This window comes from Calothrix sp. NIES-2100 (assembly GCF_963875285.1).
Lineage (GTDB): Bacteria > Cyanobacteriota > Cyanobacteriia > Cyanobacteriales > Nostocaceae > Aulosira.
On record NZ_CAWNLA010000001.1, the window covers coordinates 3,027,227 to 3,043,779 of the forward strand.

At 42.6% G+C, this 16,553-nt stretch carries 15 protein-coding genes, 1 tRNA gene and 1 pseudogene; 7 read left to right on the forward strand and 10 right to left on the reverse strand.

What is annotated here, in order from left to right; all coding sequences use genetic code 11:
* Nucleotides 1-44: 44 nt before the first annotated feature.
* The 6 genes from AACU32_RS12810 to psbD form a co-directional block, all read right to left on the reverse strand.
* The gene (locus tag AACU32_RS12810) at nt 45-731 is read right to left on the reverse strand and encodes a J domain-containing protein (protein ID WP_096600023.1); all 687 of its coding nucleotides are present in this window, start codon (nt 729-731) and stop codon (nt 45-47) included.
* Nucleotides 732-747: 16 nt separating this feature from the next.
* Nucleotides 748-1,710, reverse strand: coding sequence for a cysteine synthase A (gene cysK, locus AACU32_RS12815; protein ID WP_096600025.1), 963 nt, complete (start codon nt 1,708-1,710; stop codon nt 748-750).
* A gap of 92 nt (nt 1,711-1,802) precedes the next feature.
* Nucleotides 1,803-2,240: an RrF2 family transcriptional regulator gene (locus tag AACU32_RS12820; protein ID WP_096600027.1), complete on the reverse strand. Its 438-nt coding sequence runs from the start codon at nt 2,238-2,240 to the stop codon at nt 1,803-1,805.
* A gap of 310 nt (nt 2,241-2,550) precedes the next feature.
* Nucleotides 2,551-4,320: an iron uptake porin gene (locus tag AACU32_RS12825; RefSeq protein WP_096600029.1), complete on the reverse strand. Its 1,770-nt coding sequence runs from the start codon at nt 4,318-4,320 to the stop codon at nt 2,551-2,553.
* 421 nt (nt 4,321-4,741) lie between these two features.
* Nucleotides 4,742-5,026 (reverse strand): 4a-hydroxytetrahydrobiopterin dehydratase, encoded by a 285-nt coding sequence (locus tag AACU32_RS12830; RefSeq protein ID WP_096600031.1) that lies wholly within the window; start codon nt 5,024-5,026, stop codon nt 4,742-4,744.
* An 852-nt stretch (nt 5,027-5,878) separates the two neighbouring features.
* The gene (psbD, locus tag AACU32_RS12835) at nt 5,879-6,934 is read right to left on the reverse strand and encodes a photosystem II D2 protein (photosystem q(a) protein) (protein ID WP_096600033.1); all 1,056 of its coding nucleotides are present in this window, start codon (nt 6,932-6,934) and stop codon (nt 5,879-5,881) included.
* A gap of 379 nt (nt 6,935-7,313) precedes the next feature.
* On the opposite strand from psbD, the gene AACU32_RS12840 reads away from it, so the two are divergent.
* The 3 genes from AACU32_RS12840 to AACU32_RS12850 all read left to right on the forward strand — a co-directional run bounded on the left by AACU32_RS12840 (nt 7,314) and on the right by AACU32_RS12850 (nt 8,646).
* A complete protein-coding gene (locus AACU32_RS12840; RefSeq protein ID WP_096600035.1) occupies nt 7,314-7,586 on the forward strand; it encodes a hypothetical protein in 273 nt (90 codons plus the stop codon).
* Between the two features lie 13 nt (nt 7,587-7,599).
* On the forward strand, nt 7,600-8,271 hold the full coding sequence (locus AACU32_RS12845) for an ABC transporter ATP-binding protein (RefSeq protein ID WP_096600037.1): 672 nt from the start codon (nt 7,600-7,602) through the stop codon (nt 8,269-8,271).
* A gap of 216 nt (nt 8,272-8,487) precedes the next feature.
* Complete coding sequence (locus AACU32_RS12850) at nt 8,488-8,646, forward strand: hypothetical protein (protein ID WP_339377827.1); 159 nt, start codon at nt 8,488-8,490, stop codon at nt 8,644-8,646.
* 77 nt (nt 8,647-8,723) lie between these two features.
* Here AACU32_RS12850 and AACU32_RS12855 read toward each other — a convergent pair whose 3' ends face one another.
* The 3 genes and pseudogenes from AACU32_RS12855 to AACU32_RS12865 form a co-directional block, all read right to left on the reverse strand.
* Nucleotides 8,724-10,163 (reverse strand): WD40 repeat domain-containing protein, encoded by a 1,440-nt coding sequence (locus AACU32_RS12855; protein ID WP_096600039.1) that lies wholly within the window; start codon nt 10,161-10,163, stop codon nt 8,724-8,726.
* A gap of 68 nt (nt 10,164-10,231) precedes the next feature.
* Nucleotides 10,232-10,735 (reverse strand): annotated as a pseudogene (locus AACU32_RS12860) (AAA-like domain-containing protein).
* 22 nt (nt 10,736-10,757) lie between these two features.
* The gene (locus tag AACU32_RS12865; RefSeq protein ID WP_096600041.1) at nt 10,758-11,279 is read right to left on the reverse strand and encodes a protein kinase domain-containing protein; all 522 of its coding nucleotides are present in this window, start codon (nt 11,277-11,279) and stop codon (nt 10,758-10,760) included.
* A 617-nt stretch (nt 11,280-11,896) separates the two neighbouring features.
* Between AACU32_RS12865 and AACU32_RS12870 the strand changes: the two genes are divergently transcribed.
* From AACU32_RS12870 to AACU32_RS12885, 4 genes are all read left to right on the forward strand, one after another.
* The gene (locus AACU32_RS12870; RefSeq protein WP_339377828.1) at nt 11,897-12,049 is read left to right on the forward strand and encodes a hypothetical protein; all 153 of its coding nucleotides are present in this window, start codon (nt 11,897-11,899) and stop codon (nt 12,047-12,049) included.
* Between the two features lie 210 nt (nt 12,050-12,259).
* Nucleotides 12,260-12,811, forward strand: a complete 552-nt coding sequence (locus AACU32_RS12875) for an NYN domain-containing protein (RefSeq protein WP_096600044.1) — start codon at nt 12,260-12,262, stop codon at nt 12,809-12,811.
* Nucleotides 12,812-12,927: 116 nt separating this feature from the next.
* Nucleotides 12,928-12,999: transfer RNA gene (locus AACU32_RS12880), tRNA-Asn, on the forward strand.
* A 24-nt stretch (nt 13,000-13,023) separates the two neighbouring features.
* A complete protein-coding gene (locus tag AACU32_RS12885; RefSeq protein WP_096600046.1) occupies nt 13,024-14,226 on the forward strand; it encodes an aminotransferase class V-fold PLP-dependent enzyme in 1,203 nt (400 codons plus the stop codon).
* A gap of 56 nt (nt 14,227-14,282) precedes the next feature.
* Here the strand turns inward: AACU32_RS12885 and AACU32_RS12890 are convergent, their stop codons facing one another.
* The gene (locus AACU32_RS12890; RefSeq protein ID WP_096600047.1) at nt 14,283-16,478 is read right to left on the reverse strand and encodes a CHASE2 domain-containing serine/threonine-protein kinase; all 2,196 of its coding nucleotides are present in this window, start codon (nt 16,476-16,478) and stop codon (nt 14,283-14,285) included.
* Nucleotides 16,479-16,553 lie beyond the last annotated feature (75 nt).

The following is a 16,553-nucleotide window of genomic DNA, read 5'->3' on the forward strand; positions in this document are numbered from 1 at the left end:
CATAGGTGCTTAAAATCACAGCAGACCACTTTTCAAACAGCCTCTTACTTAACTGAAGCTTGCACTTCGTAGTGCAATTTCTTCGCTATGCGAAACAATTCTTGTCCTGTGTGCAAATAGCGCTCATCATAATTCATGGGAAAATATGCCAATTCTTCTATACCATCTCCAACTTGATTGAGGCTGTAGTAGAGATGGGCGGCGGCTCTGGCTAAACTAGGAGGATTGGGTAGAGAACGAAAGGTAATTTGTGCTTGCTTAAAATCACGACGACATCTGTCTAAATATTCTTGAAATTCTTCTAATAATTCGTCATCAAAGGGATCGGCGGCTAGTTCATCGATTTGCTCTTGTAGAGAATTGAGAATATGAGAAAGTATCCGGTTGACTGGTTGATAAACTAGGCGCAGCCATTCTTCAACTAGTTCATCAGCATCTTTCCCGGTTTTTCTTGTCGCTTGGTAATGCCTTTGTGCGGATGCTGTACGCTGTTGTCGGCTATTTAATTTCTCTGAACTATCTTTTAGTTGTTGGTCGTAATTTAAGCGGGCTTCAGTGTCACTTAAAACTTCATAAGCCGCATTAATCCTGATAATCTGCTCTTTATCTGCTGTTTGCTGATTACTATCAGGATGAAATAATTTCACCAGGCGGCGATAAGCTTGCTTAATCTCCGCCTGGCTAGCATTGGGGTTAACTTTGAGAATTTCGTAGTGGTTATAATCGACCATTAATCCAAATTTATAGCTAGCTGATGCTAGTTGCGACTCTCTCCTCCAAATCTTGAAATAATGGCGTAGTTAAATACCTTTCTCCAAAACTTGGCTGAATGACTACAATTAAACGCCCTTCGTTTTCTTTTCGCTGGGCAACACGAACAGCGGCACATAAAGCTGCACCACTGGAAATTCCAGATAGTAACCCTTCTTCTCTGGCTAAACGCCGACCATAAGCGATCGCATCTTCATCGGTGACCGTAATCACTTCATCAATCAATTCTAGCTTCAGTACTTGGGGAATAAAACCAGCACCAATTCCTTGAATTTTATGTGCCCCTGGTCTTCCCCCAGATAATACTGGGCTATTACTTGGTTCAACTGCGATCGCCTGAAAAGTCGGCTTGCGTGCTTTGATTACTTCTGCTACTCCAGTAATCGTACCACCTGTTCCCACTCCTGCCACAATCATATCTACTTGCCCATCAGTATCTTCCCAAATTTCTTTGGCGGTACTTTCTTGATGTATTTTAGCATTCGCTGGATTGCGGAACTGCTGCAACATATAGGTATGGGGCGTTGTGTTCACTATCTCCTGTGCCCGCCGAATCGCTCCACTCATACCTTCAATTCCTGGTGTTAGTTCCAGTTCAGCTCCATAAGCCCGCAACATTGCCCTTCGTTCCCCACTCATCGTTTCGGGCATAGTTAAAATTAACCGATAACCCTTGGCAGCCGCTGCCATTGCCAGAGCAATTCCTGTATTACCTGAAGTAGGTTCCACCAATATTGTTTTTTGCGGAGTAATTAACCCCTCTTTTTCGGCAGCACTAATCATACTTACCCCAATTCTGTCTTTAACTGATGCAGATGGGTTCATACTTTCCAATTTCACCACAATCTGGGCTACACACCCTTGGGCTTGGGGAATACGGTTTAGTTTGACTAAAGGTGTACGTCCAACGAGTTCTGTAATGTTACTAGCAATTCGCATAATTATTCCTTAGTTATTTAGTTATGAGTCAACGGTCAACGATCAATAGTTCTAACTCATTGAATATCTAACAAATGACTATTGACTATTGACTAAATGTAGTACATGATATCCAACTGCCGCCGAGAATCTCTTTTTTCACAAAGATCCTGAAGTGAATAATTTTGAAACACTGAGTTTGCCGCCTGACAAGCTTCTTGCCATATTTCTGCTATTACTCCGCTATCTATAGTTCTGCGATTATTGTCTGCTGGTTCTGCCCGTACATCCATTCCTTCCAAGCATTCCAATATCTCGAAAATAGTAATTTTCTTGGGTTCTCGTGCCAATAGATAGCCACCTTTAGACCCTCTTTGACTCTTGATTATACCCCCACGCCTCAAGGTTGCTAGCAGCTGTTCCAAATAGCGATCGGGTATGTTTTGTTGTGCAGCAATTTGCCGAATTTGCATCGGTTCGCCGCTTTGATAATGAGTTGCCATTTCTAATAAGGCTAGGATTGCGTATTCAGACTTACAGGATATTTCCACAAGTAGCAATTAAGAATGAAGGATAAAGTATGAAGGATCAAAATTTTTCATACTTCATACTTTTTCTAGTATACTCCGGTTATTCACTGGGGTTTTTGGGGAGTATCCCTTTTTAGCAAAAAAGCCCCTCACCCTTCCGGTAGTGTTTCACTATATAAGTTATGAGAGGTTGCGAGGTGTCAGATCCCCGACTTCTTAAAGAAGTCGAGGATCTCGCAGCCCAGCATAAAAAAACCCCACCATCAGGCGGGGATTAATCAAGTTCAAATTTTTATGTACACTGATTGAAACCAGAGCCAGACTCTACGTTCTAGAAGGTAAATGTGGTTCTGAGTGTACCGATGAATGCGTTTTCTTCAGCGTCGTTTTGACCAGGCGCTCTCAACCAGATAATACCAGGAGTAACGGAGATGTTATCGGATACGCGATATTTGTAGAAGCCTTCAACGTGGATTGGTGCATTACCGCCAACAGCTACACCGGGAACTGCACGTCCGCGAGAATAGGGTTCGGCGCCTGCGAAAATACCCAGTACGTTACCTCTCTTACCAAAGTCAGGTAGGGCTATACCACCACCGTAGCTCCAAGCTTCAAAATCGTTACCAGCACCAACTTCGTTGACATCGTGGTACGTAACGAACCCACTAACTGACAATTTGTCACTGGGTCTGAAGGCTGCGGAAATACCGTAGGAATTACTGTTAGCTGCGGCTGTTAGCAGGTTTGCTTGACGAGTACCGACGACACCACCAATTGGTGAATCACCACTACCAGCAGTTATACCTGAATCAAATAAGGCACTACCTGCACTGTGATAACCGTGGACGTAGGTAGCAGCTAATGCTAAACGATCGCCTACAGCAAAGTTCAACTGTCCTAAAGCAGCATAGTTACCGTTGAATAAACCTGCTCCTGCACCTGTAGCTGTAGTACCAGGATTATTCGCATCTGAAGCCAAGTAGCCTACAGTAATAGAACTTGGTTTGAAGATACTGCCACCACTGCTAAAAGGTATATTGAGCGCTATACCAGCTCCACCACCAATGCGATAGATGGGACTTTCAGACGCAAAGGTAGTCAAAGCGCCGTTACCACCATCTGTTTTGTCGAAGAAGTAGGGGTTGTTGACAGCAGCATAATGGCTATGACGACCACCACTTGCAGCGAGGTAAACTTGAGCCGGTCCGATAGGAACTTCGTAGGTCAAGCGGTCAATTCTCACACTGTTGCTGCCAGTGCTACCAACTTGAAAGGTTTGTGTACCTTCTGCGGTAGGAACAGCGTTACCAGCTTCGTCTCTCAATGAGAAAGCTGATGCGTTACCAGCAGCCAGACGAGTTGTCAACTTGTCTCTACCAGTGAAGCTGGTTTCCAATCCTAAACGTACTCTGTCCTGGAAAACTGTATTGTTGGCATTATCAGTTCTGCCACCAAAAGCATCGCTAACGGCGAAAATAGCTTCACCCACTAGTTTGGTGGTAGTAGAGAACTGATTGGCTTCCAATTCAGCAGTACGTGCTTCTAAGGAATCAACACGACCGCGTAAGGTTGCTAGTTCTGCGGAAAATTCTTCTTGCAACCGCTGTAAGGTTGCTAAATCTTGCTTTGTTACCAAGTCAGCTGTCGCTGTCGCAATCAGTTCGTTAACCCGATCCAAACAGGCGTTTAAACCAGCCGCAAATTCATAACGGGTTAAAGCACGGTTACCGCGATAGGTTCCATTGGGATAACCTGCGATACAACCATAACGCTCAACCAAGGACTGCAATGCTTGGAAAGCCCAGTCAGTTGGTTGAACATCTGAAAATTGCGAAACTGATGTGACTTGCGCCTGGGAGTTACTACTACCTTCTTTGCTGTAGCGGTTAACTTGCTCTAGAACTTTGGCATCATCGCTAGCGGGAGCTGCTTGAGCTATGATTTCTGCTGGCTTTTGAGCCAGTTCAGCCGCCCCTTGCTTCTCGGATGGTACTTCTGCTGTGGTATTTGGAGCTGCCATTGCTGCTGTTGAAACTAACAGCGTTGCTCCCAAAACTGCTGGACTAACGACCAGGGATTTCCACAATATAGATTTAGACATTTTTTCTCTTCTCCTCACACCTTGTATAGATAATTGTGTTCGTTGCACCTATTCTCAAATATGCGCCATCTTTTTCGGACTTCCGGATGAGGCATAGTTGCCACTACTACAATTTTAGTTTTTGCCTAGCTAATAAACGATTAACTTGATGTTAATTACTGATGTAATTAACTTATGCAAAAACACTCCTTTATAGCATAACATTATAAAACATCTCAAGGACTTGGCAACATCCAAGCGATCGCCTCAACAACTGTCACACTCATAACCTAATACATTCAAGCAGCGATTAGCGCTAGAGAATTCACTAAAATTCCTATTCACCTAAGTAATCAGTATGAATTGCGTACACGAGTAAGCATACAAATCTTCTCTTGTCTTCTATCTCCTGTATTTTTTTAATTGTACTTTTCTGAAGAAATTACTGGTTAATGTGGGAAATTACTGCTGCTAGATCAAAGTCTTTCTCAGTTAAACCACCTGCATCGTGGGTGGTTAATTGGATTTTCACTTTGTTATAGGAAATCTCTATATCAGGATGATGTCCTGCGGACTCGGCAGGTTCCACCAGTTTGTTGACAAATTCAATTGCCTGGATAAAATCTTTAAAGGTACGGATAGTCTTTAATTTAGACCCTTCCACTGCCCAACCCGACAGTACACCTACCCGTTGTTGAATTTCCGCTTCGGTGAGTAGCTGTGCCATATGCAAATATCCCTTTAATTATAGTAGTATTTATGACAATTTCTTTGTCCGACGTAATCTGTCTCTGTATTTTTACGCCTATAAAAAACTATCCGCTCTGATTTAGATCGGTGGATCTAAGTCAGAGCGGTCTAGTCGGGTCTTCAGGTTGCAACCAGACTGCTGGAAGGAACTCCTAGCTTAGCCTAGCTACTTGAGTCAAACTTAGTATCTTCAAAAGAACTAAGGCTAACTTTTAGAGAACAGCCCCAGCACACAGCCGGCTAACTGCAACCTGATGACCCATGCGTTTACTACTTTCTATCATGGGCATCACCTCCTTGTTGCCTAAGCGGTCTTAGTTTCAATAAGGCAGAGTATTTAACTCTGGGTTTTGAACCTTCATTAACTATAGCACTTGACATCCTCCCCTGCCTGAATGCATGGGGATTCCCAAGCCTCACGATTTGGGTTTCTGTTTCTTTCCCTTACGGGTTTTTCGCAACTGCCTCCATGCCCAAAGCATTTTCCGGTCTTATGTTTGCTCCACAGACTTTGGCTTTCGCCTCCCGCAAGCCCTGCGGTACATTAGTATACTAGCACAAAGCCGCTCCTTATGGACGGAGTTTTAAACCCAAATTTCTGATAAATTAAATGACATAATCGTACACTGACTGCAAGCACTACAGTGTAGGCTTCTCAACCAATTAAACTAAGCGATTCCCTGAGATTCCAAAAATTCATCTCATCGCTCACTGCGAAGCAGAAGCGGGGGTTTTTTTGTTTTAGTTGAAACCCGATAAAAAATCCCCCACCGAAAGGTGAGGGAAACTGAAGACTAATTAAAGCTAAAGCTCAATTAACCCACGATAGTTACAGAGCGTTACCACGAGGTAGAACTTCTTCAGGGAATACAAACTGTTCGTGGGGCTGATCTTGAGGAGCCATCCAAGCACGGATACCCTCATTCAGCAAAATATTCTTGGTATAAAATGTTTCAAACTCTGGGTCTTCAGCAGCGCGCAATTCTTGCGACACAAAGTCGTAAGCCCGCAGGTTGAGTGCAATGCCGACGATGCCAATTGCTGCCATCCACAGTCCAGTTACTGGTACAAACAACATGAAGAAGTGTAACCAGCGTTTGTTGGAGAATGCAATCCCGAAAATCTGTGACCAGAATCGGTTTGCTGTCACCATTGAATAGGTTTCTTCTGATTGAGTCGGATTGAAGGCGCGGAAGGTGTTAGCTGCTTCGCCGTCTTCAAACAGGGTGTTTTCGACTGTTGCTCCATGAATCGCACACAACAATGCACCACCCAACACACCTGCTACTCCCATCATGTGGAAGGGGTTGAGGGTGAAGTTATGGAAACCTTGCACGAACAAAATGAACCGGAAAATACCTGCTACTCCAAAGCTGGGTGCAAAGAACCAGCTTGATTGTCCCAATGGGTACATCAAGAAGACGCTGACGAATACCGCGATTGGGGCAGAAAATGCCAAAGCGTTATAAGGGCGAATTCCGACTAGACGGGCGATTTCAAATTGCCGTAACATGAAGCCGATTAATCCAAAGGCTCCGTGTAGGGCGACGAATGGCCATAAGCCGCCGAGTTGACACCACCGGGTGAAATCTCCCTGTGCTTCTGGTCCCCACAGCAATAATAGGGAATGTCCCAAACTATCTGCTGGTGTGGATACGGCTACGGTGATAAAGTTACAGCCTTCTAAATAAGAAGATGCTAAACCGTGGGTGTACCATGACGTGACGAAGGTTGTACCTGTGAGCCAACCGCCTAGTGCCAGGAAAGCACAGGGGAACAACAGTACCCCTGACCAACCGACAAACACGAAGCGATCGCGCTTCAACCAGTCGTCTAGAACGTCAAACCACCCTCTACTGGGGGCGCGTCCAACTGCGATGGTCATTACAGAAAATCTCCAAAAGTTTATAAGTACAGGTTTTTACTTCTGTATTATAGATCGCTATTATTTTTTAGCTCTCCATAAACAGAAAGTTTACTGGGTTGTCAATCCAGTTTACAATTTTTTACTGACTCTAATCATATTAAGTGCAAATCTCTAATTTTTCTAGGTGATTTTTAATTTTTTTTAAGATTTGTATAGATTGTCATTGGTCATTGGTCATTTGTCATTGGTCATTTGTCAAGAAGGCAATAGGCATATAGTCATTTGTCCCCCTTGTCCCCCTTCCCCCTTCCCCCTTCCCCCTTCCCCCATCTCCCTACACCAGTATTCCGGCAGCTAGCGCTAGAATGAGTGCTACAGTTAAATTGATTAATGCTAAATGTTTACCATCGACTTAACGGTCAGAAACACTGCTTATCCATTATCAGTGCAACGTAAGTCAGCAGAGGATGCTGAGGCTGTCTACCAGTTAATTTTGGCAGCCATGCGGTCTGGTAACCCTGACATTGTGGAACTAAAATGTGAGGGCAAGACAGAGAAAAAAATTGCTGTTCGTGCTAGTGAAATTTCTGGGGTGCAGATTCTTCAGAAAGATGGTGTCACTACTAGTAGTGGTAGACCCCCTGGTTTTGTGGCTCTAACTACTGAGTGAGCAGGTTGGATAAATGGCGAAAGTGGGCATTGCAGTTCATGATTTACAGTTCAATTGGCCTAGTGGCGAGAAAGCAATTAAATCTTGCTCTTTAGAAGTACCAAAGGGCGAGTTTTGGATGCTTTTGGGGACAAATGGCAGTGGTAAATCAACTTTACTCAGACTCTTAGCAGGACTATTAGCTCCCACATCAGGTGAAATTGGGGTTTTGCATCCCGTTGGCTTTGTTTTCCAAAATCCCGATCATCAACTAGTAATGCCAACAGTTGGTGCAGATGTGGCTTTTGGATTAGTGGAAGAAAAATTGCCAACTGCTACAGTCAGAGCCAGAGTCGAGGAGGCTTTAGGAGCAGTAAATTTACAATCTCTGCAACGCCGGCCGATCTATGCTCTCAGTGGGGGACAGAAACAGCGGGTAGCGATCGCAGGTGCGATCGCCCGTCATTGTGAAGTCCTATTATTAGATGAACCCACTGCTTTATTAGATCCCGATAGCCAATTGGATTTGGTGGCTAGTGTGCGTCGCCTGGTCAAAACTCGTGGAATCACAGCTTTGTGGGTAACCCATCGCCTTGATGAGTTGAATTACTGTGATGGGGCTTTTTTGTTAGAAAAAGGTTCTCTTGTAGATCAAGGTGAAGCCCTGCGTCTGAAACAGCGGTTGATGGAAGTGTCTCCCAGCTAGCTGTTGTTTGTCGATATTACATATTATATTGATGTTGCACCCATTTTGTGATCAAATTGGGTGTTTTTCAGTAGTCATGCCACTACCCAGATAAAAATAACCCCCTTGATTTTCAAGGGGGGTTTTGATTTGGTTCATATTTCTTCAGAGAAAAGAACAGGATAATTAGGTTCTGTATAAGGCGTTCTGTATATATGCCCATAGTAGCAACTATAAATGTCGATGTCAGGGCGATCGCTGATTCTTCAAGCTAACTTCACAAGAACTTTTCAATATACTGATTTTCACTCTCAAGGCGATCGCTATTTTACGAGAAAACAGGGACGGAAAACGCCCATAACCCTTTATTGCTGGCAAAATCGCATCTCATACTAATCCGCATTCGGTGATGTAATTTCCAATTGTCGTAGGTCTGGGGTCTCCCCGCCCCTACCGTGTTTCAATATTACACTTTAGATTTCGTTAGGGCTTTGACATATTTTCAGCCTCTCCCGTGCTTCGTCATGGGTGGCGAGGTAATCTTTGAGCCAGTCGCAACCCCGCCCTAGCAAGTCATCCAACCCACCAACCCGCCACACCTTAGGATTACCGTAACTTGATGCGATGAGAATTCTCTGTCCATCAGCACTAAGACTGGCACTGTTGACATCGCCCTCATACACTTTAAAGTCAGCCAAAAGTTTGCCGTTGATATCCCACACACGGGCAGTATTGTCCAATGATGCAGTGACAATCCGCTGTCCATCGGCACTAAAGCTAGCGCTGTTGACCCTTTCCTCATGCCCTTTGAGGTCGGCGAGCAGTTTGCCAGTGATATCCCACACACGGGCGGTTTTGTCATCTGATGCAGTGACAATCAGCTTTCCATCGGCACTGTAGACTCTGCTCTGATGCCCTTGGAGTTGATTGCGTTCCCAAATATTGTCCAAAATTGTTTGTAAAGCCAATATCGGCTTGGTAGCTGGATATTTTTCTAATCGCCGTCCGTCCTTAACCAGTTCCTTCAATCTTTGCCCAGTTTCCATCGCTGATACTAATGTTTCCAAGCGTTCAGACGGGAATGATTGGAACCTTTCCAACGCAGTCACTCCTGCTTGTTCCAATTTGATGCCTTCCTGAGCTTCCTGCGCTTGTTCCTTAGCGTCCCGCGCTTGTTGAGTTACATAAGTTGCAAATACCCCAGCGATTAATGCCAAAATGATAAAAAATATCAAAATTGCACTGCCAATTTTAATTTGACTCTGGGCTTTTTTTCTGGCTTTTTCTAATATTTCATTCGCCTGTTTAATTTCCCATTTATCAAATTCTTGGCTGGCAGATAAAAACTCATAATCTTCATTACTCAAACTTTTACCAGATGCCCAAGCCAAAGCATCTTGCAAAACTCGCCCACGTAACAGCCATGATTCATCTTTCTTTCCTGAATCTATCCAACCCCTCAACGCTTCGCCATAAGGGCGCAATTCCCTCAGGGCAGTTTCCACCCAATTATCATGAAAAACTTCTCCATAAATGCGATTATAAACTCGCAATTTACTATTACGCCTCACCACCAAACCCGTTAACCGCAATTGGGTTTGCTCTAAACTATTATCATCAGCTAATTCTTCGTTTTGTAAAATTTGTTGATATAGCCCCAACAATCTCCCTGTCCGCTCTCCACTACCTCGTAAAATTCGGTCACGAATAGTTTTTAAATGCTCTGGTTCATCTTGGTGTTCCCAGTTATAAATTACCAGGCTTTGCACCAAATTTTCTACCCATTCGGCAATTTTATCTTCCTCAATTACATCATTATTATTCATCACTCCATTTTCTCCCTCCTCCTGACTTGCTGTTAGGAAGTTAAGCGGTGAGGTAGAAGATATCAACCGACAAATCTTTTGCGTCATAAAAGGTTGTCCGCCTGTCCATTTCAATACCTCTCTTAACAACGCCTTGGGATTTTTAATTTTCGTTGCTAAACCAAAAGCCAGGGGTTTTGTTTCTTGTATGAGCGATACAAATCACATAAAGGTATGACATCATTACCCTGCAACCTCACTAAACCCATACTGCGTAATTTAAAAGCTAGAGCAGTTTCTAACCGCACAGGATTGGTATTAGCAATCACCTTTTTCATAGCAGTAACTAAATTGGCATCCTCCTGCAAATTCAAGAGATGGCGGCGCAGATGGTCGCTGAACATCCCTTCTTCCGTGGGTGCAGTGCGTAATAATTGCGACATTGTAATTCTGCTACGGGCGATTTCATAGAGCGATCGCCTGACGAGGTAAGGATGTCCACCAAGCATTTTCATTAATTGTGTAATTTCTGCTTCTGTCCAATTAAGTTGGTGTTTTTGTACCAATTCTTGTACTTGGGATTGATTAAATTATGGTAAATCAATTGGCAATCCCACATTGAAAGGTGATTGATTAATATTGAGGGGAATATAAACTTCCTTGGAATGAACAATTACCAATCGTAATTTTTGCCAAATCTCATCATTTGCTGATTTTCTTCACCGCCCCAAAATCAATTAGCACTATTTTTCCATCTGTTTTTCGCCGCATTAAATTTTGCGGTTTAATATCTCGATGAATGACATTTTGTTGATGGACAAAAGCCAAAACTGTTAAGATATCGTTTAACAACTTAAAAACGAATTTTTCAGGTTTAGAAGAACTAGGACTGATTTCTTTAGTTAAATCATGTCCCTCAACAAATTCTTGAACTAAATAAAATTCCTGGTGTTCCTGAAAGTGGGCAAAAAGTTGAGGAATTTGATTGTGTTCATTACCAAGCCGATATAAAGTTTGCGCTTCTTTCTCAAATCGCTCTTTAGCATAAGTCGCAACCACAATTTTCGGATCAATTGGTTTGAGATGCTTAACAACACACGCAGGTTGTCCTGGTAAATCTAAATCATTAGCTAAATCAGTCTTACCAAATGCACCATTCCCCAAGGAATCAATAATACTATAGCGATTCCGCAGGATTGTTCCGATTAAATTATCTTCATTCATTTAGTATCTTCTCAAACCCCAGTAATGCAACCGATATAAAGCGCTTTAATAAAATCCAAATTCTCAATTCTGATAACTAGATTTATTCCATGTTTTTTATAAACTAAATATTAACTATAAGAATAAGTTTTAAAAGTCCTTAGTTCGACTTTATCCAAAATTAAAAACTCGGCTTTCTTGATTCGGCAAAAACCTCAGCTTTTTGGTAAATACTTTTTCCCTAGTTTACAACTAATAACAATAAAAACTGACGCTATTCCAGATTTACACAGGATAAAAAACTCCACCCACTCTTGGGATGGAGTTTTTGGGCATGGGGCATGGGGCATGGAAAAAAACCACCAATGCCCAATGCCCCAAGTCGGCGGGCGGCTATCCCTCTGCACCCACTCAAGGGGAGGGAGTTTCCCGCCGACTTCCATAAATTCTGTCTCATGCAAAGGTGAGTCAGTGCGTTAGAGGTGCAGAGGGCAAAAAATGTATTTTCTTCCTTCAGCATAGCTGCCTCCAGGCCTAGCGCCTTTCTTCGGTAAAAACTCTTATGCTTGCTGTTGGTTGGTTATTTTCTTATCCCCAATATTTTTTCAGTAGCTTATGCTACTAATTAAAAAAAATTAATGATTTTCTGTTGGGCGATCGCTTTTTCCGCAAGCAGTAAGTATTTTTATAGGGATGTGTCAAAGTCTCCTGTGGCTATCTCTGCTTCCATGCGCTTGCTTCTAGTACCCGCAACTTTGATGCAACTAGATCAAGCTGCATCTGAAAAATAGAGATTTTTCAGTTCTTTGTCTTAAGCTCATAATCCAACACCAATAATTTAAAGAACTCAAAAGACGTAGAAAAATGAGCTTTTCAAGTTTTTACATAATCCGATCGGACAAGTTTTAACTAATGTAACATAGTGTTACAAGCAATGCTTCAATTACTATATAAAGTTATGAACGAATTTTGCCAACTCTATATAACTGTGATTAAAAACCATGCCTCGTCCCTCATCCCAAGCCGTTTTATTAGTAGACGGCTACAATATAATCGGCGCTTGGCCTTGTCTAAAGAGAACCCGTGATAATTCAGGGCTAGAAGCAGCAAGAATGGAATTAGTGGAAACGATGACTAGTTACAGCTCGTTTCAAGGTTATGACACGCAAATAGTTTTTGATGCCCAATATCAAAATTCCGCTAGCAATAAAGAAATTATTACAGAGCTTTTATCAGTTCATTACACTGATTTTGGGCAGACGGCAGATACATACATTGAAAAATCTTGTGCCTCTTTACGCTACGAAATAGCACAATCTCGAATTTCTCGCGTGATTGTCGCCACTTCAGATCGGGCACAGCAGCTGATGGTACAAGGGTATGGAGCTGAATGGTTGTCTGCACACCAATTATGTGGCGATGTGGAAATGACAGTTTGTCGGATGCGAAATAAATATCAATCACGCAAAAAATCTCATAGCAGATTTTTAGCTAATTCCATAGATGCCAAATCCCGCCAGCGTTTGGCGGAACTGCGAATGGGCTTGAAATAGTCTTGCTAGTTAGGGTCTACTGCTGCCAAAGTCCTCCAGTTCGGAAGTTAAAAAAAAATTTGGCGGAGTACTTGCCAAAACCTATGTTTTACTCTACTATTATAAATCGTGAGCGTTCCTCAGTAGCTCAGTGGTAGAGCGATCGACTGTTAATCGATTGGTCGCTGGTTCGAATCCAGCCTGGGGAGTTAAAAAAGGATAAAGGATGAAAGATGAAGGATGAAGAAGGAAAATTCACACTTCAAACTTCAGATTTTCAGGAATTTTGGTCACTCGATCCAGGAGTGACGTTTCTCAATCATGGGTCTTTTGGTGCTTGTCCAAAAGCGGTGCTAGCTGTTCAGCAAAAATTGCGATCACAACTCGAAATTGAACCAATCCGCTTTTTTGGTAGAGAATGGGAACCACTGCTAGATCATGCTAGGAATCAACTGGCAGAGTTTGTTGGTGCTGATAGCCAAGATTTAGTATTTGTCAACAATGCCACGACTGGTGTTAATTCGGTATTGCGATCGCTCTCGTTCTGTGCTGAAGACGAAATTCTCACCACTAACCACGAGTACAACGCTTGTCGTAATGCTCTAGATTTTATTGCCAGTCGCACTGGGGCGCGAATCGTCATAGCACAGATTCCTTTTCCGATTGACTCGCCACAGCAGGTAATAGCAGCGGTAATGGAGCGAGTTTCCCCGCAGACGCGATTAGCCCTTTTAGATCATATTACCAGCCAAACAGGATTAATTTTCCCGATTCAGCAATTAGTTCAACAATTGCAACAGCTTGGTGTCGATATACTTATAGATGGCGCTCATGCTCCTGGGATGATAGCGCTTTCTTTGCGCGAAATTGGCGCAACTTATTACACTGGCAATTGTCATAAATGGCTATGTGCGCCCAAGGGTGCAGCATTTTTGTATGTGCAACGGGATAAACAGTCTCAAATACGTCCCTTGACAATTAGTCATGGTGCAAATTCACCGAGAACTGATAAAACACGCTTTCAATTAGAATTCGATTGGACTGGTACAGACGATCCTACCGCTTATATGTGCATCCCGGATGCGATCGCTTTTATGGGTTCATTGCTAAGAGGTGGTTGGAGTGAGTTAAGGCAACGAAATCATCAGCTAGTATTAGAAGCTAGACAGGTACTTTGTCAAGCTTTAGGAGTGTTACCGCCTTGTCCAGAGGAGATGATTGGTTCTATGGCAGTTATACCATTGCCTGCTGCATGGGACAATCGCCATTTTCTGGCTGTACACGATGAGTTATTTGATAACTTTGGCATTCAAGTCCAGGTAGTACCTTGGTATGAATCGCCACGGCTATTAGTGCGGATATCCGCGCAAATTTATAATACTCCCGAACAGTATGTATATTTGGCAACAGCACTGAGCAAGTTGCAGAACTGTTAAGATACAAGACAGTCGCTACATCAGTAGTCATCTATTCAGATACCCAATGCCCAATTCTAAAGATTTTCCAAAGTATTCAACACTGCGATCGCTGACTGATATCGTTGCGTAAAGTCTAAGTGTACCATTTTATTCATAATTTTTCTAAATTCTTCTGTAGTTTCCCCTAACTCCCACCAATACTGCCATATTTGTTCATTGGTTTGAGATTCGACTTGGATAATCACTGCACCTGTATTTACATCTCTGCGATAGAGTTTTGGATATATACCAGTTAAAGCTTGGATACCAATCATACCTAATGCATAAATATCACTGTTAAGTGTTGGTTGACCACTCATCTGTTCCGCAGGCGCATAGCCAGGAGTACCAATGGCTATAGTTTGATTTTCTTGTTCTTGTGGTTGAACTTGCTTGACAGCACCAAAGTCAATTACAACTATATGTCCATCTGCTTTGCGTCTAATCAAATTACCTGGTTTGAGATCTCGATGAATTACACCGTAGCTGTGGATAAAAATCAGCACTGGTAAAATTTCTTTGAGGATGGCTATAACTTCAGCTTGTTTTAAACGCTTACCAGGAGTGAGTTCTTCCGAAAGCGGATGACCAGAAATAAATTCTTGCACTAGATAAAACTGCTGATTTTCTTCAAAAAAAGCTAGCAGGTGGGGTATTTGTGAATGTTTACCCAAAATTTCTAAAATTGCTGCTTCGGTCTTGAATAAGCGTCTCAGAACACTTAAATATTCTGTATCTTGATGAGCAGGTCTTAACTGTTTGACTACACACTGAGGATTACCAGGACGCTGAATATCAACAGCCACGTAGGTATAGCTAAATCCACCAGCACCTAAATTATTAACGATTTGATAGCGCTTGTTGAGTACTGTGGTTGATGGAACTGCTTGCTGCGCTGGATATAAGGTTCTGGTTAGTGTCGGTTGTTCATCTCTGGGAGTTCCAGTTTGGACAGTAAAGGCTTGCAATTGCGCAATTAGTTCTTTTTGCTCTTGTACCCGTTGCAGAATTGCTGCCTGTTCTTGTTTACTTTGATAGGAGCTATAAGCGAGGACACTACCAGCAGCAAGTATTAACCCCAAACTGGGAGATACTACCGGAAACCACCCCGCTTGCGTAAAAATCACAAAGTTGCTCCCAAATAATACTAATAGGGTTGTTACTTCTGCCAGTCCTAAGCTCACTGGATGGTGAATGCGCCAAGCGATTAATCCACCAACGAAAGTCCATCCCCAAATCCACAAAATTTCTCCCCAACTAGGTAAAAACCAGAACAAGGGCTGTTTGTTCAGAACAATACTCAGAATTTGACTGACACTTTGAGCATGAATCTCTACTCCTGACATTTTGCCAGAACTATCTGATTTACCACTGCTGTAAGGTGTATTGAAAATATCATTCAGACTAGCTGCGGTGGAACCAATTAAGACGATGCGGTCTTTGACTAAATCTGGTTTAACTTGGTCGTTTAGTAGTTCTGTAATTGTAACCTGCTGGGCAATTTGACGCGCAGAACGATAGTTGAGCAGGATTTGGTAGCCACTTGTATCGGCTTTTTGATAACCACCAGCGTGGGGTTGTAAAGGTTTTAAGATAATATTACCTAGTTGCAGTTCTCGGTTAGGGGTGAATTGTGCTTGAATCCCTCCTACTGCCAAATATTTGAGTGCTAATTGCCAGCTCAAGGAAGAAAGGCTTTTACAAGGATCGGCAGCATCTGTACTGACTAATAATAAATTGCGACGAATTGTCCCATCAGTATCTTCAACAACATCACTAAATCCGACTCTTTCTGCTTCTATCCCTTGGGGGGGTGGTGTTCCGGGATGTCCAGCACTTCCAGTTTCCGAATGTTTGCAGATGGGGACGATAATATCACTTTCTTGTAGGCGTTTGAGTAGTTTTTCGTGTCCGGGCTGTACAGGTAAATCACGAAAAATATCTAAACCTATGGCGCGTGGTTCATATTCCTCAAGTTTACCTAATGCCCGGTCGAGAATTTCACTTTTGAGCGGCCAATTCCATTTTTGCAGGTCTTTTTCACCCACAGCTACAATTAACAACCGTGGATCTGTCCCTGGATCGGAACGCAATTGCATCATCTGGTCGTAAACTTTTAATTCTAACGGCTCTAACACTCCTATTTTCTGAATTAAGAGTAGTAAAACGGCGATCGCCGCGCTAGAAATAATCGCTGGCTGTTTGAATAAAGTTTTGAATTTTACAAACATATTACTAATAAATAAGTATTCTTTTATACTATGTTTTGAGGAGAGAGATTATGCAATCCCATTTACAACTTGTAA